Annotated in this window: 16 protein-coding genes and 1 pseudogene; 2 read left to right on the top strand and 15 right to left on the bottom strand. The window is 39.7% G+C overall.

What is annotated here, in order from left to right; genetic code table 11:
• Positions 1 to 105 precede the first annotated feature (105 nt).
• From MUW56_RS20690 to MUW56_RS20675, 4 genes are all read right to left on the bottom strand, one after another.
• Positions 106 to 1,158 (bottom strand): UDP-glucose--hexose-1-phosphate uridylyltransferase, encoded by a 1,053-nt coding sequence (locus MUW56_RS20690; protein ID WP_292014975.1) that lies wholly within the window; start codon positions 1,156 to 1,158, stop codon positions 106 to 108.
• The gene (gene galK, locus MUW56_RS20685; RefSeq protein ID WP_292014974.1) at positions 1,142 to 2,326 is read right to left on the bottom strand and encodes a galactokinase; all 1,185 of its coding nucleotides are present in this window, start codon (positions 2,324 to 2,326) and stop codon (positions 1,142 to 1,144) included. The genes MUW56_RS20690 and galK overlap by 17 nt, the downstream gene beginning before the upstream one ends.
• A gap of 80 nt (positions 2,327 to 2,406) precedes the next feature.
• Positions 2,407 to 2,565, bottom strand: a complete 159-nt coding sequence (locus MUW56_RS20680) for a hypothetical protein (RefSeq protein WP_292014973.1) — start codon at positions 2,563 to 2,565, stop codon at positions 2,407 to 2,409.
• Between the two features lie 90 nt (positions 2,566 to 2,655).
• Positions 2,656 to 3,528 carry an AraC family transcriptional regulator gene (locus tag MUW56_RS20675; protein WP_292014972.1) on the bottom strand — a complete coding sequence of 291 codons (873 nt, stop codon included), beginning with the start codon at positions 3,526 to 3,528 and terminating at the stop codon, positions 2,656 to 2,658.
• Between the two features lie 159 nt (positions 3,529 to 3,687).
• Here MUW56_RS20675 and MUW56_RS20670 point away from each other — a divergent pair, with 159 nt between their 5' ends.
• On the top strand, positions 3,688 to 4,284 hold the full coding sequence (locus tag MUW56_RS20670) for a hypothetical protein (protein ID WP_292014971.1): 597 nt from the start codon (positions 3,688 to 3,690) through the stop codon (positions 4,282 to 4,284).
• A gap of 121 nt (positions 4,285 to 4,405) precedes the next feature.
• Here MUW56_RS20670 and MUW56_RS20665 read toward each other — a convergent pair whose 3' ends face one another.
• The 6 genes from MUW56_RS20665 to MUW56_RS20640 are packed head-to-tail and all read right to left on the bottom strand — an operon-like array spanning position 4,406 to position 14,360.
• Positions 4,406 to 6,439, bottom strand: a complete 2,034-nt coding sequence (locus MUW56_RS20665) for an alpha-glucuronidase (RefSeq protein WP_292014970.1) — start codon at positions 6,437 to 6,439, stop codon at positions 4,406 to 4,408.
• 28 nt (positions 6,440 to 6,467) lie between these two features.
• On the bottom strand, positions 6,468 to 7,442 hold the full coding sequence (locus MUW56_RS20660) for a glycoside hydrolase family 43 protein (protein WP_292014969.1): 975 nt from the start codon (positions 7,440 to 7,442) through the stop codon (positions 6,468 to 6,470).
• A gap of 21 nt (positions 7,443 to 7,463) precedes the next feature.
• A complete protein-coding gene (locus tag MUW56_RS20655; RefSeq protein ID WP_292014968.1) occupies positions 7,464 to 8,573 on the bottom strand; it encodes an endo-1,4-beta-xylanase in 1,110 nt (369 codons plus the stop codon).
• Positions 8,574 to 8,584: 11 nt separating this feature from the next.
• Positions 8,585 to 10,030: an MFS transporter gene (locus tag MUW56_RS20650; RefSeq protein ID WP_292014967.1), complete on the bottom strand. Its 1,446-nt coding sequence runs from the start codon at positions 10,028 to 10,030 to the stop codon at positions 8,585 to 8,587.
• A 28-nt stretch (positions 10,031 to 10,058) separates the two neighbouring features.
• The gene (locus tag MUW56_RS20645) at positions 10,059 to 11,963 is read right to left on the bottom strand and encodes a sialate O-acetylesterase (protein ID WP_292014966.1); all 1,905 of its coding nucleotides are present in this window, start codon (positions 11,961 to 11,963) and stop codon (positions 10,059 to 10,061) included.
• Positions 11,964 to 11,978: 15 nt separating this feature from the next.
• Positions 11,979 to 14,360 carry a glycoside hydrolase family 127 protein gene (locus MUW56_RS20640; RefSeq protein WP_292014965.1) on the bottom strand — a complete coding sequence of 794 codons (2,382 nt, stop codon included), beginning with the start codon at positions 14,358 to 14,360 and terminating at the stop codon, positions 11,979 to 11,981.
• 518 nt (positions 14,361 to 14,878) lie between these two features.
• On the opposite strand from MUW56_RS20640, the gene MUW56_RS20635 reads away from it, so the two are divergent.
• Entirely contained in the window at positions 14,879 to 15,565 is a 687-nt protein-coding gene (locus tag MUW56_RS20635; protein WP_292014964.1) for an NUDIX domain-containing protein, read from the top strand.
• Positions 15,566 to 15,624: 59 nt separating this feature from the next.
• On the opposite strand, the gene MUW56_RS20630 is transcribed toward MUW56_RS20635, so the two are convergent.
• From MUW56_RS20630 to MUW56_RS20610, 5 genes and pseudogenes are all read right to left on the bottom strand, one after another.
• Complete coding sequence (locus MUW56_RS20630; RefSeq protein WP_292014963.1) at positions 15,625 to 17,352, bottom strand: sodium/solute symporter; 1,728 nt, start codon at positions 17,350 to 17,352, stop codon at positions 15,625 to 15,627.
• Between the two features lie 3 nt (positions 17,353 to 17,355).
• Positions 17,356 to 18,513, bottom strand: coding sequence for an aldose epimerase family protein (locus tag MUW56_RS20625; protein WP_292014962.1), 1,158 nt, complete (start codon positions 18,511 to 18,513; stop codon positions 17,356 to 17,358).
• Between the two features lie 27 nt (positions 18,514 to 18,540).
• The gene (araA, locus tag MUW56_RS20620; protein ID WP_292015454.1) at positions 18,541 to 20,037 is read right to left on the bottom strand and encodes an L-arabinose isomerase; all 1,497 of its coding nucleotides are present in this window, start codon (positions 20,035 to 20,037) and stop codon (positions 18,541 to 18,543) included.
• Positions 20,038 to 20,080: 43 nt separating this feature from the next.
• Positions 20,081 to 20,341, bottom strand: a pseudogene (locus MUW56_RS20615) (class II aldolase/adducin family protein); the annotation flags it as partial.
• Positions 20,316 to 20,939, bottom strand: a complete 624-nt coding sequence (locus MUW56_RS20610) for a glycoside hydrolase (RefSeq protein ID WP_292015453.1) — start codon at positions 20,937 to 20,939, stop codon at positions 20,316 to 20,318. The pseudogene MUW56_RS20615 and the gene MUW56_RS20610, both read right to left, overlap by 26 nt.
• Positions 20,940 to 21,379 lie beyond the last annotated feature (440 nt).

Raw genomic sequence — 21,379 nt, 5'->3', positions numbered from 1 at the left:
ACTTTTAAAAAGATAAAAGCAGATCAATAATTAGTACTTCCTTCTTCCGGCTCACAGCTTCAAACCGGCCTCAATCAGAAATTATTAATTCAAAATCAGGTGATTTTATTGTTTTTTCTTATAATGAATTGTTGGCAGACTTCTTAATATTGCTGCACTTTGCTCCGGGGTGATGTCCCTCTGGGGTTCTGCCAGCATTTCATATCCTACCATAAATTTTTTAATTTCCGCGCTTCTGAGCAGCGGTGGGTAAAAATGCATATGAAAATGCCATTCGGGATGTTCTTGGCCATCTGTAGGCGACTGGTGGATTCCTGCAGAATAAGGAAATGATGTTTCAAAGAGATTGTCGTATATCGTGGTCAGATTCTTGAGAACCATTGCAAGAGATTCTTTTTCCTCTTCAGAAAATGCAGAAATATTTTCTCTTTTCTGTTTACTGATAATCATGGTTTCATAAGGCCATGATGCCCAAAACGGCACCAATGCTGCAAAATGCTCATTTTCTGTGATAATACGCTCTGCAGCTGTGATTTCCTGCTTAAGATAATCCTCCAGTAATGTTCTTTTATTTTTTTCAAAATAGGATTTCAATTGATCCTGGGTTTTCTGAACCATAGCCGGAATTGATGACTGCGCCCATATCTGTCCATGCGGATGAGGGTTACTGCAGCCCATAATGCTTCCTTTATTTTCAAAAATCTGAATATAATTGATATGGTCCAAAGCGGCCAGTTCATTGAACTGCGCCTGCCATACTTCTACAACATTTTTTATTTGTTCCACAGACATTTCCGGTAAGGTAAGGCTGTGATCTTCAGAAAAACAAACTACCCTGTTGATTCCGCGTTCCGGAAGAAGGGTGAAAAATCCGGAATGTTCTTCAAAAAAATCAATTTCTTCATTCAGCAATGCTCCAAAATCATTATTGAAGACATAGGTTCCCTTGTACGCAGGATTTCGGCTTCCATTAGCCCGCCTATTTCCGGAACACAGATAGCAATCCGGATCGTATACAGGACGGTCCTCTTCTGCTGTTTTTTCCCTCTGCCCCTGCCATGGCCGGTTTGCCCGCTGTGGAGAAACCAGTATCCATTCGTTCAAAAGAGGATTATATCTTCTGTGAGGGTGCTTTTTACGGTCAAATGATGTATTCATTAGTGTATTCTTTTATCCCGTCGGAAATTTTAACATGATAAACTTTCATCTGAATATTGAAATTTTCCAGATATTTTTCATTGATAGTCCGGATCACTTCTTCAGCCTTATTTTCCTGAATAAGGTTGATACTGCAGCCTCCGAAACCGCCTCCCATAATTCTTGCTCCCAGCACACCTTCCTGCTGTAATGCCTGATCTACTAAAAAATCAAGTTCTTTGCAGCTGACCTCAAATTCAGCAGACAGCCCGGCATGAGTTTCCGTCAGCAGTGTTCCCAGATATTCAAAGTTCCCTTCTGAAATAGCTTTTGCTGCCATTTCTACTCTCTGAATTTCTTTCAGAAGATAAAGGCATCTTTTGTATGAGATATTTCCCATTTCTTCTTTTGCCATATCCAGCATATCCATCGTAAAATCCCTGAATTTTTCTATTTCCGGGAAGTTTTTCCATAGGACTTTTTTGCCGTGTTCAACTTCTTTACGCCTTTCATTATAACCGGATGTCAAATGGCTATGCTTTACACAGCTATCGAAAAGCAACAGACTGTATCCTTTAAGATCTGCATCAAAATATTGATGTTCCAGAGAATTACAGTCGAGCATAATTACCTTATTTTCTTTTCCGAAAACGGAGGCAAACTGATCCATAATTCCGCACTGAACTCCTGCAAAAGAATGTTCCGACTTCTGCCCGATTACCGCAATATCTTTTGGTGATATCCGAAGATCAAAAAGCTCATTGAGGATATACGCAAAACCGCATTCAAGAGCTGCTGATGAGGAAAGCCCGGCTCCCATCGGAATGGTGCTGCTGAAGACAATTTCCATACCGCAAAACAGGTTTTCCGGCTTTTGTAACTGGCTAAAAACGCCAAGAATATAGTTCATCCACATCTGCCGGACCGGTTTTACCTTTCTGGTGACATCAAATGTGTATTTTTCGTCAAGGTCTTTGGCTATAATGGTACACCGATGAGTCTGAGGAATTTTACGAACAGCAAAACAGATGTATTTGTCTATGGCGGCCGGCAGTACAAAGCCGTCGCTATAGTCCACATGCTCGCCGATAATATTGATTCTTCCGGGAGAAAGGAAAATGTGTTCCGGTTCTGCTTTGAATTCGGCTTTAAACTTTTCTATGGTTGGGTTGACTAACTGTTCATGCATATCAATCTTCTCTGATAAAATGATCTGATGTATAAAACTACTAAATTTATAACAGAAGGTTTTCCTTTTCTGCCCCAATCTTATTTCCTTTTTTGTGAATCTTTGATAAACTGTTCTGATCCTGAATCTGTCAGTGGATGTTTAAGAATGGCTTCTTTCGGCATAGCTGAAGGATTTCCGGAATCCCGAGAACATTCCTCTATCATCGCCAGATCGGCAGTATCAATAAAAAACGTCATAGATTGTTATACTATTTATAAATGTTAAATTTACACTTATATTTTAATAAATCATCTTTTCCTCAGAATTTTCACGAATTTCCGGCAAAATTATTCCATGAAGTAATTAAATTCTTTCCTGTATTGCGAAGGGCTTTTTCCCATATATTCTTTAAAGGTCTTATTAAAATAACTGAAATTATTGAACCCGGATTCAAAGCATACCTCCGTTATGCTTAAAGGCTGTTCAGCAAGAAGCTTAAGAGCATGGGTAATCCTGTATTCATTAACAAACCGGGTAAAGGTTTTATTGGTAATCTTTTTAAAATAGCGGCAGAAAGACGGCACTTTCATATGGGCGAGATCAGCGACTTCTTCCAGGATGATCACTTCCCTGAAACGGTCTTTTACATAATTAAATATGAGATTGATTCTTTCATTGTCCTCTACCTGTGTCTGAAGATAATACTTTCCGGCATTTAAAATCCTGTAATCCTGAGTAACAGCCAGCTCATCCAGTATATTCAGGAATCTGCACAGTTTATTTAAAGAGGAAGCTTCATGCATCTCAACAATATTTTTTCCAATTGTTTTCTTCACCTGCTCACCAAATACGATTCCAGCCTTGGATTTCTCAAGCAGGGCGGAAATCCTTTGCAACTCCGGTATATTCCAGATATTCTCTCCTAAAAAATCAGGTTTAAACTGTACCACCATTTCGTAGTCATTATGGGTATTTTCATTGGTAAGCCCACAATGGGGAAGATTGCTTCCGATGAGAACAAGATCACCATCCGAAAAATAAGAAATACTGCTTCCTATCTGTCTTTTTCCCGATCCTTTGCAGACAAAAATCAATTCAATCTCAGGGTGGTAGTGCCAGACATGGGATTTTATATTCTCATCGGTAAGAAATTTCAGGCTGGTAAAACTACTTCCTATACTAGGCCGTATAGCTTCAAAAGAAGGATGTAAATGCTTCATAGGCTGAAATAAATAATTTTATACACAAAATTAACAAACAATATATTAATAAAACAAAAATAAGGTTAATATAGGACATATATATGAAAATTTCATTGTAGCCTGATCAGCGATGCTGTTCTAGCTTTGCATTATCATTATCACTAAAAGCCTTAGCCCATGAGTACATTATTAAAATCCGTATTTCTTGCAGGATCCTTATTGTTTTCAGCAAGTTTAATGAGTAAGGACAGGGACTTTTCCCTTTCTTTTAGAAACATAAAAGCAAAAATCTTACATTTTGAGCTTTCAAATGTAAGGAGTGTATCTGTTTTTATCTATAACAATGCACATGATGAGTTATATTCCGAAAATCTGGCGGATGGAAATCATGTAACAAAAACTTACGATTTTCAGAATTTTGTTCCGGGAACCTATTATCTGGTGGCAGAATCCGAAATGAAGATAGAGAAGTACAAAATAAAAATCAGTGCTGAGAATGTGATGGAAGTGGAAAAAAATCCCATAAGTGCAGTCAATAAACCGGAATATACAATTTCGGGTCATATGGCAAAACTCCATATGTCTGATGTGAAGGGGCCTGTAAGCATTTCAGTGTATGACCTTTCCAATACAACTTATTATGCTTCCAGCAAAAAATATGCTGACGGCAAAGTGGATATCACTTTTGATCTTGATCCCAAAACAGCAGACCAATATATAATCAGAGTCGAAGAAAACGGGAATATTTTTAACAAAATGATTTCTCTCCGATAAACCGGACTATTTCCAGACTAATTTTATATCATTCCAAATTATTTTGGATTAAAATTTTACTTACAGTTTATTGTTTTGAGGCAGCTCTCATTTCCGATAAGGAAAAAGAGCTGCCTCATTTTTAATTATGATGGGTCATATCCAGTTTGATTTTCTTCAGATCTTCCAGCTCATGAACAGGACGTTCAATGTCATAGGGAATAGGCTTTTTAGAAAAAGTCTGGAAATAAAGCAGGCAGGCTTCTTTCCACCAAACTGCATCTCTGGATTGAATTCTGAGCTTTGACTGAACATCGGCAAACCTTTGTCTGTCAATATAAGGTTCCATTCGATCCCATATTTTCTGATAATCTCTTACTTTTTTCACTCCGGAATCATAAGTATAGCACAACTCATCCCACAGCGTTTTACCATTTTTCATTGTATCATCCCACGGAACATGATGAAACCATAGAATAAGATTTTCCGGGCAGGTTGAGATATTCCCATACTTTTCATCAAGTGGCGGAAAATACTGTGAAACAGCATTACTCCCTGTTTTTGTTCTGTCAAAACCAATTCCCTGCGCATCAGCCTGGTGATAATATACAGGTGACCAGTCCGGCCTTCCGCCTTTATAATTTCCCCATGGCTCAGGGCCATAGTGATGTCCACCCGCAAAGATATGGTGAAGGCCTAAAGGCATCATATAATCCACGGCGGTTTCCCTGGATGAAAGCATGATTTCTTTTACCGGATTCAGGAAGTTTGGGTTATCTGTAAACGTCATTTTAATCCATTCGTCTGCAATCTGCTCTGAACTCAGCTGGTGGTTCCATGCCAGTCTTCCAAACGCGTACCAGTTAGCCTGAGCAAAATGATGGCCTGTCCAGTTGGCATCTTCTCCGATATTGGCAACGGCTGAAATGGCTGTAATTTTTGCAGGTCTTAGTGTACCGTCTGTAATTTTAGCAATCGTAGATCCCTGTCCGTCAGAATACGTATCGCTTTCCAATGTTTCTTTGAATAAAGGAGCCAGATAAACAAGGTGGTTTGAAAAGCCCAGATATTCCTGTGTGATCTGAAATTCTACCATTTCGGAGGTTTTCCTCAAAGCACCGAACAGTGGATTAAAAGCTTCACGGGGCTGAAAATCAATCGGTCCGTTTTTAATCTGAATAATCACATTATCCCTGAATTTACCATCCAGAGGCACGAATTCCAGATAAGCCTGTTTCGCCCTGTCGTCTTTACTTGGGCTGTAGACAAATGCCCTCCACATTACGATTCCTTTATAAGGTTTCAATGCATCGGCCATCATATTGGCTCCGTCAGCATGGGTTCTTCCGTAATCCTGGGGCCCCGGCTGTCCTTCGGAGTTAGCTTTCACCAAAAATCCGCCAAAATCAGGGATCAACCTGTAAATTTCAGCCGCTTTGTCTTTCCACCATTTTTGCACCTCTTTATTCAGGGGATCTGAATTTTGTAATCCGCCCAATACTTTGGGTGAGGAAAAATTCACGGACAGGTATACTTTTATGCCATAAGGCCTGAAAATATCTGCTAAAATCTTTACTTTTTTGAGATAATCTTCCCGAAGCATATTGGGAGATGCGTTAACGTTATTCAAAACAACCGAGTTGATTCCCACTGAAGCATTAGCTCTCGCATATTCTTCGTAGCGCGGAGAAATCTTGCCGGGTAAATCTTCCCATTTCCAAAGTGATCTTCCGGCATATCCCCTTTCAATACTTCCATCCAGATTATCCCAATGGTCAAGAATCCGTACATCATATGAAGATTTTTCAATAGTATTTAAGTGAGACAGATCAGCTTTTGTCTGCTGTAACCGCAAAATATGATAAACACCATACAATAGTCCTATTTCTTTTCCTGCAGAAATGACAATTTTTTCAGGAGTGGAAACAATTCTGTATCCGTCTTTCAGACTTTTAGCCGAATTTTCCGTACGAAGTTCCACCGCCTGCCCCTGCCAGTGGCTGCTCAGTTCTTTTCTGGCAATATCCAGCATCGGGCTGTTCCCTTTAGAAATAATTTGATCTATTGATATTCCTTTTTTTGCAGGAAACCGAAGCCAGAGCTGACTTCCGTCTTCCGCAAAAATCAGTAACGGGAACATCAGAAAAAACAGGGTGTATACTCTAAGATACTGCATTGGAAAATTTTAAAATGATTACCTATTTTTATTGCTGATCTTCCAGACCTTCAATCGTTTTTATTTTTCCTTCATGATCATATTCCAGTTCAATAACTTTCATACTTCTGAGCCATGTTTTGCCGCCACTCGGAACCGAATCGTGGAAAAACAGGTACCATTTCCCTTTACATTCTACAATGCTGTGATGCGTGGTCCATCCAACAACAGGGGTCAGAATTTCACCCTGAAAAATAAACGGACCGTAAGGATTATCGCCGGTTGCATAGCAAATCAAATGGGTATCCCCCGTAGAATATGAAAAATAATATTTGCCATTGTATTGATGCATCCACGAAGCTTCAAAAAAACGGTGCTCATCACCGTGAAGCAAAGGGTTTCCATTTTCATCCAGAATAAGAACGTCTTTCGGCTCCTCAGCAAATTCCAGCATATTATCGCTCAGCATTACCACTTTTGAAGCAATAGCTGGCTCGTCATCCTGCGGAATAACTGCAGATTCCAATGCCTTATTGTTCCTGTACCGTTGCAGCTGTCCGCCCCAGATTCCTCCGAAATACATAAAATATTTTCCGTTATCCTCAAAAATACAGGGATCGATGCTGTAACTTCCCATCATCGGATGTTTTTCAGGAATAAAAGGACCATAAGGCCTGTCACTCACTGCAACTCCTATTCTGAAGATATCATTTTGATCTTTCAGAGGAAAATACATATAATATTTCCCGTCTTTAAAGGCGACATCGCAATCCCACAACTGCCTGCCTGCCCAGGGAACATCTTTCACGGAAAGCACTACGCCATGATCTTTAATTTCTCCGCTATTTACATCATCCAGTGAAAATACATGATAATCATTCATATCGAAATGATCACCGTTATCGTTTTCTTCGATTCCGCTTTCCCGGTCATGAGAGGGGTAGATATACAGTTTACCTTCAAAAACATGAACGGAAGGATCTGCCATATAATCTTCCGGAAATAAATATTTTGATTTTTTCATTCAGTTAAAATTCTTTTGATTTTAATTTTTCTCTGCAAGCTTTATTATTTTTTGCACCACAGGTTTTTCCTTATCCTTCCTGTCAAAAAGTAATGGATAGTCCGTTCTTCCTTTCACCGGAAAATCATTTTTCCAGGACTGCTTATCGGTAACGCCCCATAAGGTTACTCTTCTTATTTTATCTTTATGTTTTAAAAACAAACCAAAGAAATCGAGATAACGTTTTTCCCATTTCATTTCTACCTCATTGGGAAGCCCTTTTGTGTAAGGATTCATTTCTTTCTGATAGGCAACGGTATCCGAAACATTGGCAGAACTTCCCCACGGTGAAGGCAATGCACTAATTTCCAGCTCTGTAATATTAACCTTAACTCCCGCTCCGGCATAGGCCAAGATCGCTTTTTCATATTCTTCCATGGAAGGTGAATCCATGCCGACATGGGCCTGCATTCCTACCCCATCAATACGAATTCCTCTTGATTTAAGCTTTTCAACCATTTTGATGACTGTTTTAACCTTCTCAGGATACCATTCATTATAATCGTTGTAATATAATTCCGCATTGGGATCGGCTTCCTGTGCATACTGAAATGCCAAGGGAATAAAATCTTCACCCAGAATTTCATAAAATTTACTTTTTCTATAGGATCCGTCTTCAAGAATGGCCTCATTCACCACATCCCATCCTTTTACTTTTCCTTTGTAACGGGAAACTACTGTTGTAATGTGGTTTTTCATGCGTTGTCTTAATACTTCCGGAGAAACATCCTTTCCATTATTGTCTGAAAAAAACCATTTTGGAAGCTGCGAATGCCAAATTAAAGTATGCCCGATGATGAACATATTGTTTTTCATCCCGAAATCAACAAATTTATCGGCATCATCAAAAAAGAACTTCCCTTCCTGAGGCTGCAGAAACATAGACTTCATACAGTTTTCGGCAACAATGGAACTGAACTGTTTTTTAATGATAGCTACCGCTTTCTGATCTGTACCGTCAATCTGAGGAAGGCTCATGGCTGTTCCGATATAGAATTTATCCTGAAATGCCTTTTTTAAAGAACAGTCAGATTTCTGCGCCGACAGACCGGAAGCGGTAACAGCTGCCAAACCAATTAAAATACGTTTCATATTGATCGTTTTTATTTTCTTCTTTCAGCCAGATCCCTTTCGATCTGAACTTCCATTTTTTTGTTGATCTTATACAATAAAAGCAGGCCGCATGCAATGAAAAACGGTATTGAAGGAAATATGCTCACGAGCATTTTCGCTCCTGCCGCCACTGTTTCAGGCTGAATAACCTGTTCGTTACCATGTACCGAAATGTATCCGTATTTTCCTATAATCAGTGCTACCAGAGAGCTTCCTATGCTGAGACCTACCTTTAATCCCACCATCATTGCAGAGAAAATAATGGCCGTTGCCCTGCGGTTGTTCTTCCATTCTGAATAATCGGCCACATCAGCAATCATGGCCCATAAAAGCGGAGTGCTGATTCCGTAAAAGAATCCGTGTACAATCTGTGATAAAAACATGATTCCCACCGCTTTCGGAGGATACAATATAAAGAACAGGATAAACAGGGTAGAGATGAATAATGACGCAATAAAAGTGTCCCGTTTTCCATATCGGTCTGCCAGTTTTTTAGAGAATGTGATTCCTACAATCATCATCACAATTCCTCCGGCATTAAACAATCCGAATCCTGCAGACTTTGGATCTTCCCCGAAGAAATTCATCCCTACAGAATTAAAAAATGATGTAATGGGCGAGATAAAACTCTTCAGTGCATTTTCATCCACATAATTGTTAAAATAGTATACATAAGATCCTCCTTTCATTGCCAGGGTGATAAATATAAATGCTGTCACAGTAAGCATAATGATCCACGGCCTGTTTTGAAATAAATCTTTTAAATCTTCTTTCAGACTTGATTTCTGCTCAGGTTTGGGAATGATTCTTTCTTTGGTGGTAAAAAAGGTGATCAGCAGCATTACAGAGCCAATCACAGCCAGCCATGTCATTACAGTCTCAATTCCCTGCGCCTTGTCTCCATGACCAACAGATAAAATAATAGGCAGCATAAACACCTGTACAAAAAACTGTGCAAACATTACTGCAACAAAACGGTAGGAAGAAATACTGTTCCTTTCCCCCATATCTCCTGTAATAACACCGCTCAAAGCTGCGTAGGGTAAGTTATTGGAAGCATATAATAACAATAATAATGAATAGGTCACCGCCGCATAGATCATTTTGCCCTGATAAGAAAAATGAGGTGTGCTGAAGGCTAACAACGCAGCAATACCAAGCGGTACTGCGGTAAATAAGATCCACGGACGGAATTTCCCCCATCGTGAGCTTGTACGGTCTGCCAGCGCTCCTATAAGCGGGTTAAAACCAAACCCAGCGATTAAACCCACCGTAAGAGTGATCACAGAGGCATCCTCTGCTTTTAATCCGTAAATATCGGTATAAAAATAGGTAAGGTAGGTAACTAAGGTCTGGAAAACAAGGTTGGCTGCCAGGTCTCCCAGGCTGTATCCCACTTTCTCTGTTACCGATATTTTTTGTGGCTGATTATCCATTGAATTTGATATGATTTTCTATGTTAAATTAATTGTTTTCTGTTGTAAAAGGTGAAGCCGGAAGCCCGCTTTTATTTTTAAGATTCCCATCCGGGTTATCTGCCCAATCGTATCGTACGTTAGCAGGAATAGTTATCTGATCATTCCATACAATGACTTTATTGCCTTTTGCTTTTGCCTTTGCCCATCGGTAGCTGCCGTCTTTCTGCTGTATGGCAAAACCTTTGAGATCTCCCTGTATCAGATCATCTGTTCCGGGTTTAAAGGATAGAATAATTGCATTTCCTTCTTTTTTCATCGACTGATAAACAGGTCCGTCAGCAATGATTTTTTTTCCCTCCCCGATTTTCAGTGCCTGTAAAGCCAGCCTGTCACCCACTGCTTTTTTATTGAGCGGATGAATATCATTCCATTCTCCTACATCAATAGCTACCGCCAGTCCTGCATAAGGAACATGAAGAGAAACCTGTCTCTGCTGCTCTCTCAGCTCAGCCCAACCGCTATCCAATGGTTCATCTTTTTTCTCCATAAAATTGGCCAACTGTACAATGAAGAACGGCAGATCATTCTTGTTCCATTTTGAACGCCAGTCTGAAATCATTGTTGACAGCAAATCTGCATACTCTTTTGGCTTTCCTGTATTGCTTTCCCCCTGATACCAGATAAATCCTTTGATCTTATAGTTGATGAGCGGGTGAATCATAGCATTATAGAGTCCGACCGGTTTCCAGCGGATAAAAGTCTGTCCGGGAGCCATTTTTTCCATCCTGGCTCCTATTTTATATTTCCACTCGCCTTTCAGGTCTGTTTTTTGTCCGTCGATTTCGAGGTAATAAGGTTTATCGTCAATAAACTGCCCTTTTCCGCTCCCGTTGATTATTCGTACTGTAATTGTGTTCTTCCCTTCTTTTAAAACGCCTTTCGGAATTTCATACCAGCGCGGCGGATATTCATAGGTTACATTTCCTATTTTAATTCCATTGATATAGGTAACATCAGCATCTTTTATCCTTCCTAAGTTCAGGAATGCGGTCTTCCGGTCTGTTCCTTTAGGCAGGATAATTTCTTTACGGAACCAGACTGAACCATCAAATGAGCCCTCAAGATCCTCCCATGATCCCGGCACCGTCATGGTTTTCCATCCGGAATCATTTACATTGTCTTTTTCCCAGTGCTGATTCAGTCCGATGTCACTCTGATCAAGCTCTGCATACCATGCTTTGCTTAGGGATTGTTCCTGAGATTCGGTAGATTTTATCAGATCATCATTTTTCCATTTCTCCGCTTCCGTCAGATATTCCGGATATTTTTTCAGCGATTTTTCATCCATCCACGCCTGAACCGGAGATCCTCCCAGGCTTGTATGAATAATTCCTACAGGAACTTTATTCTTTTCGTTAAGCTCTTTGGCAAAGAAATAAGCAACCCCTGAAAAATTAAGAATGGTCTGAGGATTGGTACTTTCCCATTTTCCTCCTTCAAGATCATTTTGCGGAGCTTTAAAATTGTATTTCTGCGGAACCGTGAAGAATCTTATATTCTGATTATTGGCGTTTTTAATTTCATTTTCATACAGAGGCTTCAATCTGCGCATTGGAAGTTCCATATTGGATTGCCCTGAAGCTACCCACACATCACCAATAAGAATATCTTTAAGCATGATCTCATTAATCGTCATGATATATGGACCGCCGGCATTAAGTTTCGGAAGCATAAGGGTCCAGTTGCCGTTTTGGTCAGCTGTGGCAGTATACGTCTTATTAATAAACTTAATTGTAATTTTTTCCCCGGCATCTGCATATCCCCAGATCTTCAGATCCTGATTCCTCTGAAGAATCATTCCGTCTGAAACCAAAGCAGGAAGCCTTAACTTTGCATGAAAACTGCAAATTGCTGCCAGAAAAAATAATAAGTATATCGTTTTGCTTTTCATGGGGAAAATCTGTTTTTAGTTTTGTTTCTTTTCGTAATTCGCTGTCAGTAAACGAACTTCGATTACTTTAGCTGTCATTAATTTTTCTTCTGCAAGGAATTTTACCGTAAGATTTTCTTTATTCTTCTCTGAATCAGGTATTGGAATAACAAGATATTGGGCTAAACTTCCGGACTTTCCACCCAGATTTTGAGCAATGATTTTTTTACCATTAATTTCAATATTCAGTACCCGGTTAGCATTGGCATCAAAATACAGAAGATAAAGGTACACGGCATTTTTTCCATGATTTTTCATCTGATAACTAAACCATCCTTTGGCATCACGGAAATGAAGGTCTTCCATATATCCTGTGCCTGATTCTTTGCTTTCCATAAAATGATCTGATTCCGGCTGCTGTTCACCCAGCTGGATTTTATCTGCCGTGGTGATATCCAGCTTTCTAGTTTCCTCTTCTTCTTTTGTTCTCTGTTGTATTGTATTTTCTATCCAGTTTTTGTCAGCCTGCGGCCAGTACAGGATATATCTTTCTGCCTGAATACTGTAAAACGGCACAAGACGTAAGCCTTCCCTGAATTTTTCAGACGGATAAAGTCCTGTAATGGTAAAATTTAGTGTTTTATTGTTGATGGGCTTAACATGGTTGACAACCTCTGAAGGATTTCCAAGGATAATGGGAATTTCGTTTAAAGGAATCTGCGGACCGTGAGCAATATGACCGCTCCTGCTGTCATCAGCAAGAAGTCCATGCTGGTTTTCGGTTCCGTATTTTGCGGCAAGCACTACAGGTCCGTATTTAAATGCATAATAATTGGATTGATCCGGTAATTGTTCTGCAGAAAGATGCATGGGTAGTATCAGTTTCACCACATCTCCTTTCTTCCATTTTTTAGTCAGTGTAAAATACCCGTCTGAACCACGCTGTACTTTTTCCTGTTTTCCATTGATCAGAATTTTTACTTCCGAAGGCGTTGTCCATTTCGGGCATCTCAGTTTTAAATTAAATTCTGACTTTCCTGCTGAATCAAAAATAAATGCTGTTTCCGGAACTTCAGGGAAGTTATTGACCTGGCGCAGTACTACTTTTTGCTGTTCCCATGTAAGCGTGGAAGGGATAAACAAATTCACATATAAATCTTTATCCGAACGGGCATAAATCATTTCCCCATATCTGGCATGGTTTTCCAGGCCGGATCCTACACAGCACCAGAAACCGGTCTGAGGTTGTGAATACACACGGTAATGCCCCGGACGCATCGGGGTAAAATAGACAAAACCTCCCTGATCATGATTTTCTGTGGAAAGGATATGATTATACAATGCTTTTTCATAATAATCCATATAATATGATTCAGGCATTGTTGCGAACAGCTGTCTGGTCAGCTTAAGCATATTGTAGGTATTGCAGGTTTCCGGGCCTTCAATACTTTTTATCATGCTGCTGAAATCATTGACCGGATTAAAATGTTCACTAACACTGTTTCCGCCGATAACGGATGATCTTTTTTCTGTAATGTTGTGCCAGAAAAAGTCAGCGGCGTTGTTCCAATGCTCATTGCCTTCAAGATCGGCAATACGCTTGTAGCCGATTACCTTCGGGATCTGTGTATTGGCATGAAGGCCTGTAAGCTTATCTTCTCCGGACAAAAGAGGGGTAAGGACAGCCTGATGTGAAAAGCGGTGAGCCAGCTGCAGATATTTTTTATCATGAGTGATATCATAAACATCTGCAAAAACTTCATTAAGCCCTCCATGTTCACTGCGCAGCATGTCCTGTATCTGTCCATCAGCAAGGTCTGAGACTTCCCCGATCATCCAATCCGTAAGCCTTATAAGCATTTTCTTTGCTTTTTCACTTTCTGCATACCAATAGGCATCACGCAATCCTACATACAGTTTATGAATATTATACAAAGGCACCCAGCGGTCATTCAACCCAAAGCCTGAAGCCCGTATGTTCCCCTGTTTAATCTCTTTCCAGATTTTTCTCCCATCCGGAATCCCTGAAATATATCCATCGGGTGATGCATTCTGGCAGCGTTCCAGCTCATTGACCATATATTCTAGCCTCTCCTTAATTCTGCGATCTCCTGTAGAAGTATACATTAAGGATAGTGCAGAAATATAGTGTCCTCCTATATGGCCGTCCAACCCTGTATTTTCCCAGTTGGGATAATGATCCGCTTTTGGTTTCAGCCCGGCTTCTTTAAGATAGGGTGCCAGAAGCCTGTCCGGTTCCATCGCCATGAGATATTTCCGGTCTGCCATCATTGCTGTATTGAAAACACTCTCCGATAACTTTACAGTTTCCAAAGGGAAATAGTGAATTTTCTTCCTTACCTGTGCAGAGGCAAATGAAGCAAGACACAATAAAAGGAATGAAAGTTTCGGGCTCATTTATAAATGTTAATTCAACATTTCTAAAATAATGGAAAGAATCTATATACGAAACATTTTTACCTTCCGCTTCATTTAATTATTCATTTAAAACCTTTCATAAAGCCTTAAAAATAACAAAAAATGCACTACCTTATCATAAAAAATAAGATTATAAATTTACAGAAAAACAGGACTGTAAAACGATACAGACTGCTTATTAAAATGAATTCATAATAGACAATAACAAAAATTTCAACAATATTATAAATAGCTTATCGTATTTTTAAGGTTAAGCCCCCTGTATTATCCATTCTGTACCTTAAGCAGAATTTTAACATAATTTTAACATTAAATTTATATATATTTAATCTTATTTCAATGGTATTTTTACATTTTAAGAACAGTTTTACCTCCCAAAATACGGTTAAAGAGCAGCATTTTATCAATAATAAATTGATTCTGTTAAAAAGTGTACAAATCACATTTATATAAAATTTTATACATAAAATATTTACCTTTGTATAAAAATATAAAAGATGACTGAGGATTACTCAAAATATCCCAAACACCTTATTGCTGTTGACTGTATAATTTTCGGTTTTGACGGTGAAAATCTCAAAATCCTTTTAGTAAAAAGAAATATTGAACCACAGATGGGTGAATGGTCACTGATGGGAGGATTCATTGGAAATGACGAGACTTCTGATGAAGCGGCCAACAAGGTTCTGTGCACATTAACCGGTCTTGAAAATATTTATCTTGAACAGCTGAAATGTTATACGGAAATTAAACGTGAGCCGACAGCCAGAATCATGTCAATCTCTTATTATGCGCTTATTAATATTGAAAAAGATATTCAGATCAATGAACAATACAGTGCAAAATGGTTTGAACTTCAGAAAGCACCTGACCTTATTTTCGACCATAATGATATGGTAAAGGATGCCGTAGCCAGACTGAGAAGAAGAGCTTCCACAGGACCTATAGGGTTTGAGCTTCTTCCCGAAAAATTCACGATGAAGGATCTTCAGAATCTTTATGAAGCCATTTTAAATGAAAAATTTGACAAACGGAATTTTACCAGCAAGATCAATAGTATGAATATTCTTGTCAACACCCATAAAAAGGATATGAGCTCATCGAGAAAAGGGTCTTTTCTTTACCGCTTTGACGAAAAAAAATACAACAAAAAGATCTCGCGGGGATTTATGTTTAAAATTTAACTGAAATAAAAATAGGATGCTTTCTTCTGCATCCTATCTTGTTATCATACGTTCAATATCTACCAAAACCTTACATACAATGCAGTCAGCAGAAGTAAAGTGATTACTATTAAGAACAATGTTCTGGAATCAGCTTTAAACATAGTGGAATCGATGGTGAAAGCTTTAGGATTAATTTTCGGACCTGCAAGACTGATCAGTACCATGGCAATTATCGTGATAAAAAACGACCATCCCATATTGATCAGGAAAGGAATTTCAGTAATCGCATGAACCACACCATTTTCTGATTTTTCATACGTAAATGCTGTATACATCCAGGTTTCTTTTCCAAAAATATCCACGGCAAAACTATTGAAGAAAACAGCAAGGACAAAGCCTAAAATTACCCCTACCAAAGCCGCTGTCCCTGTTGTTCTTTTCCAGAACATTCCCAGAAGGAACATGGCAAAAACTCCCGGGCTGATAAAACCTGTATATTTCTGGATAAAGGTAAAGCCGCCTTCTCCTCCTATTCCTAGGGCATCGGTCCAGGTGAAAGCCAATGCAATCATCATCGCAATGATAATTACCCAGCGCCCTGTTCTCACCATCTGAATCTCTGTGGCCTCTGTTTTGAGGTATTTCTTATAGATATCCAATGTAAAAATGGTTGAGATGCTGTTTACTTTTCCTGCCAGTGAAGCCACAATAGCTGCCGTCAAAGCTGCAATCGCAAGTCCCTTAAGACCTACGGGCAGGAATCCCAATATGGCGGAATATGCGCCGTCTTTCACACCGTTGAATCCCGGAAGATGTCCTTTGGAATATAATACATAAGCAGCGATGCCAGGAAGCATAACAATAACAGGCATGAATAGCTTCAGAAAACCAGCAAATAAAATTCCTGTCCGTGCAGTTTTCAGATCTGCTCCCAAAGCCCTTTGTGTAATATACTGATTACAGCCCCAATAATTCAGGTTGACAATCCACTGACCGGCAAAATACATGGCCAGACCTGGTAACACAACATATTTCTGTACCTCCAGGTTCTGAGGCATTGCCAAAGTAGTAGTGGTGGTCGTTGGTTTTTCAAGAATAAGTTTAAAATGCTGAGGAGCTTCATTGATCAGAGTATTGAACCCCGCCAGCGCATTCCCTACTGCTGCTCCGTTGATTCTTTGGTCAACAATCTGCAAGGCCATATAAACCGTTGCAAAACCTCCGATAATAAGGACTGCCACCTGTATAACATCTGTATATCCTATCACTTTCATACCTCCAAGGCCGATCAGAAGTGCCATAAGCAAAAGGGCGATCATAATACCGTGAAGATGTTCTCCTCCCAACAAAGTATCAATGGCAAGAGCGCCAAGGTAAAGAATGGAAGTAAGATTCACGATAACATACAGAAACAGCCAGAACACAGCCATGATCAGTGAAACAGATTTATTATACCTTCTCTCCAGAAACTGGGGCATGGTATAAATCTTATTTTTAAGATAGATCGGTATGAACCAGACTGCGATGATGATCAGTGCAACGGCAGCAATCCATTCATAGGCAGCAACGGCGATTCCCACAAAGAAACCTTCCCCGCTCATCCCGATAAATTGTTCAGCAGAGATATTGGAGGCAATTAAGCTGGCTCCGATCGCCCACCAGGTCAAAGATCCTTCCGCAAGAAAGTAATCCTTACTCCCTGTAGATTCAGACTTTTTCCTTTTATAGATCCATAATCCATAAGAAGCTACCACCACAAAATAGATCAGAAATATGATGATATCAATAGTTGCTAATTTCTCCATAGTTTATTTTTTGACTGAGAATTTATAGATTGTTTTAGACTGGTATTTCTGCCCCGGTTTCAGTTCGGTTGAAGGGAAAGAAAGCTGATTCGGTGAATCCGGGAAATGCTGTGTTTCCAGACAGAAACCTGTCCTGAATTCATTTTTACCACCGGTTTTGGTATCAAACTTTCCGTCAAGAAAATTTCCGGAATAAAACTGTACACCGGGCTCGTCTGTGAATACTTCCATTACCCTGCCTGTTTCCGGGTGATAGACTTTGGCGATGCTTCTGAGACCTTTTCCATTCAGAATCCAGTTGTGATCATAGCCTTTTCCTTTTTTCAACTGATCGTCATCTGCATTAATATCTTTTCCGATGGGTTTTGAAACAGTGAAATCAAAGGGAGTACCTTTTACTGCTTTCTGTTCGCCGGTAGGAATCAGAGTTTCATTCACAGGTAGAAACTGATCTGCATTAATCTGCATTTCATGATCGGTAATCGTTTTGGTAAAATTCCCTGAAAGGTTAAAATAAGAATGCTGGGTCAGATTCACCACTGTGGGTTTATCGGTTTCTGCTTCATAGGAAATTTCCAAAGCATTGTCATCCGTAAGCGTGTAGAAAACGGTTATTGTCAATTTTCCCGGATATCCTTCCTCACCATCTGCGCTGGTATAGGACAATTTCAATGTTGGAAATTTTGCATCTTTTACCGCTTCAACATTCCAAAATCTGGTATGAAACCCTTCTTTTCCTCCGTGAAGGCTGTTGGGACCATCATTTTTGTCAATTTCGTATGTTTTGCCTTCCAGTGTGAACTTTGCATTGGCCATTCTGTTTCCATATCTTCCGATCAAAGCGCCGAAATAATAAGGGTTGCCATTGAAATATCCTTCGGATTTTGTAAAGCCGAGTACTACATCTTCGTATTTCCCATTCCTGTCTGGGGCTGTTAAAGAAGTGATAATCCCACCGAAGTTGATCACTTCCACTTTCATCCCGTTTTTATTGGTTAAAGTGTATTTTTTAATAGAATCGCCTTTTGACGTAACTCCATAGTCTGAGGTATAAATATGCTCCATTTGTTTTGAAATATCCTGTTTGTTATTTTCCTTTTGACAGCCGAAAATAATTAAAAACAATAAAATAAAAATACCATTATACATTGTTTTTCTCATAATTATTTACATATTTTTTTAAATTAGTTAATGATAATACATTTCATTCCAACGAAGTGTATTTTTGAAATCACGTATTTTGGTATCTTCATCAATGACCAATGACTCAATGCCTGCTATTTCAGCAAAATCTTCCAGCTGTTCTGCCGAAATATTTTCACTGTAACACGTGTGATGCGCACCTCCTGCCAGTATCCAGGCTTCTGCAGCCGTATACAGATCAGGAAGAGGTTTCCACAAAACTCGTGCTACCGGCAGTTTTGGCAGATCTTCTGTAATTTCCAATGCTTTGTTTTTGTTGATCAGCAGTCTGAAATGGTTGCCAAAGTCCATTAGTGCAGCATTTAGAGAGTCAATGTTTCCTCTGGAATTGAATACAAGGCGAACCGGATCTGCTTTTCCACCGATTCCCAGCGGATGAATCTCACAGGAAGGTTTTCCGGCTGCCAGAACAGGGTCTACTTCCAGCATATGGGAACCTAAAATAGAAGGATTGGAAGGGTCTAAATGATAGGTGTAATCTTCCATAAAAGCATTTCCTCCCTCAAGGCCCTGCCCCATTGTTTTCATGGCACGTACCAATGTCGCCGTTTTCCAGTCTCCTTCTCCTGCGAATCCGTATCCTTTCTGCATCAGGCGCTGTACTGCAATTCCCGGCAGCTGTTCCAGCCCGTGAAGGTCTTCAAAGGTATCTGAGAATCCTTTGAATCCTCCATCTTTTAAAAACTTTTCAAGTCCTAACTCAATTTTTGCTGCAGTATACAATGAGTTTCTGTCTGCTCCTCCTTCCAAAAGTGATGCTGCCATGTGGTAAGAAGATTCATATTCTTCGATAAGGCTTTTTATTTCCCCTTCACTTACAGAATTGATAACTCCGACAAGATCTCCGATCCCCCAGGTATTAACTGAAAAACCGAACTTTGTTTCCGCTTCCACTTTGTCGCCGTCTGTCACCGCAACAAACCTCATATTATCACCAAAACGCACAAATTTTGCTCCCTGCCAGTCGTCCCAGCCGGCAGCAACACGGCTCCAGTCACCGATCTGCTTCTGAACTCTTTCTTCTGACCAATGTCCCACAATCACTTTTCTGTTCCTGCGGAGCCTGCTTACCATAAAACCAAATTCACGGTCGCCATGAGCCGCCTGATTGAGATTCATAAAATCCATATCCATCGTAGACCACGGAATATCCCTGTTGAATTGGGTATGCAAATGCAAAAGAGGTTTCTGTAAAATTTTTAATCCCCTGATCCACATTTTGGCGGGTGAAAAGGTGTGCATCCATGTGATCACTCCTATACAGTTTTTTGCATGATTGGCCCCTGCAATGGTTTCAAATATCTCTTCGGTAGTCTTTACCGTTGGTTTTACAATAACTTTTACCGGGATAAAAGAAGATTTTTCCAGTTCTTCCACAATTTTCCGTGAATGGTCTGCTACCTGGGCCAGTGTTTCAGGTCCGTATAAATGCTGGCTTCCTGTGATGAACCAAATTTCTTTGGTATTGAGAGGTGTTAACATAGTTTTATTGATCGTTACCAGTTGTTGATGTTGAGTGTTTAAATTACTGGCCGTAATAAGCATTCTTGCCGTGTTTACGTTCATAATGCTTTTTAATGAGTGCATCTTTCAGGCGCTCGACATCAGGATTTATTTGCCTTGTGAGGTAAGCCATTTCGGCAATGGTCTCCAGCACTTTGCTGTTGTAGACCGCTTTTTCTGCATTTTTGCCCCAGGTGAAAGGGCCATGGTTTCCAATCAGAACCATTTCCACTTCTTCAGGTGAGAGTTTCTTTTCTTTAAAGCAGTCCAGAATCTGTATTCCAGCTGAAATCCCGTGCCGGCTGGGTAGATGAAGAGTTCCAGTTGATCAGATATTCTGTCTGCCAGATTTCTTTGTTATAATTCTGGAATTGTTTGTAGGTAGACTGGATAAGTCCGTATTGATGACCTCCATAGACTTCAAAATTAGCCATTGCCGCAGGATCCAGCAAAGCGTTTGCAAAATTATCCGTAAATCCTACACTTTCCGGGGCAATTACTTTACAGTTGATGAGCTGCCCGTAATTCTTGATAAAAGCGGCAATTTGTGCAGGTGTCCAGATACATCCCTGATACTGGGCCATTTCATCCGGCTCATTTTGAATGGAAATATAATCAAGAGCTACTCCATTGTTCTGAAGATAGGTAACAAAACTGTTAAGATAAAGCGCATAATCCTGATAATTTTCGGTTTTCAGATATCCTATCTGCTGTACTCCGTTGGCATCCGTGTACACAGCATTTACATGGTTATTGGTTTTCCAGGCTGCGGGCATTGTCCATGGCGAAGCAAAAATGGTAAGTCCCATAGATTTTGCCAACTGTGCGGTAGGTAATACCGAGCTCCAGTTGCTGCTGTTTTCGGGAATATATAGTCTCATAATATTATATCCGCCTTCACTGGAAGCTCCCCAAAGCGTCTGAATCTCAGATGTCGTCATATGATTATAGGCAAACTGAGGACTGCAGACAAATCCCCCGAATCCTTTTATTTTCTGATAAGGAATATTCTTATCAATTTTTACGGTAGTAAGCTGTCCATATAGGATACAGCTGAAAAACAAGCATATAGAATGAATGGTAACAAGGTTTAAAAGTTTTTTCATAATGTTTTGGTTTAAATATTTGTGATTTTGAGTGTAATAAGGGCAATAGAGTTCCTTTCAAGACAGTTAAATTTCAAAAAACATCGGGAAAATACCCTAAATCATATCAGGCAGCGATCTGTTAAATAAAGTTGCTTACAAAATCATCCGCTGTTCTTTTCTCTTCATTTTCTGTCAGGGAACTGTATTTTAGATTGGAATGTGAATTAAGATTA

This window comes from Chryseobacterium sp., assembly GCF_022869225.1.
In the GTDB taxonomy this organism is placed as follows: Bacteria; Bacteroidota; Bacteroidia; order Flavobacteriales; family Weeksellaceae; genus Chryseobacterium.
The sequence above is the reverse complement of the archived record's forward strand: the minus strand, read 5'-3'. Positions and strand labels throughout refer to the sequence as shown.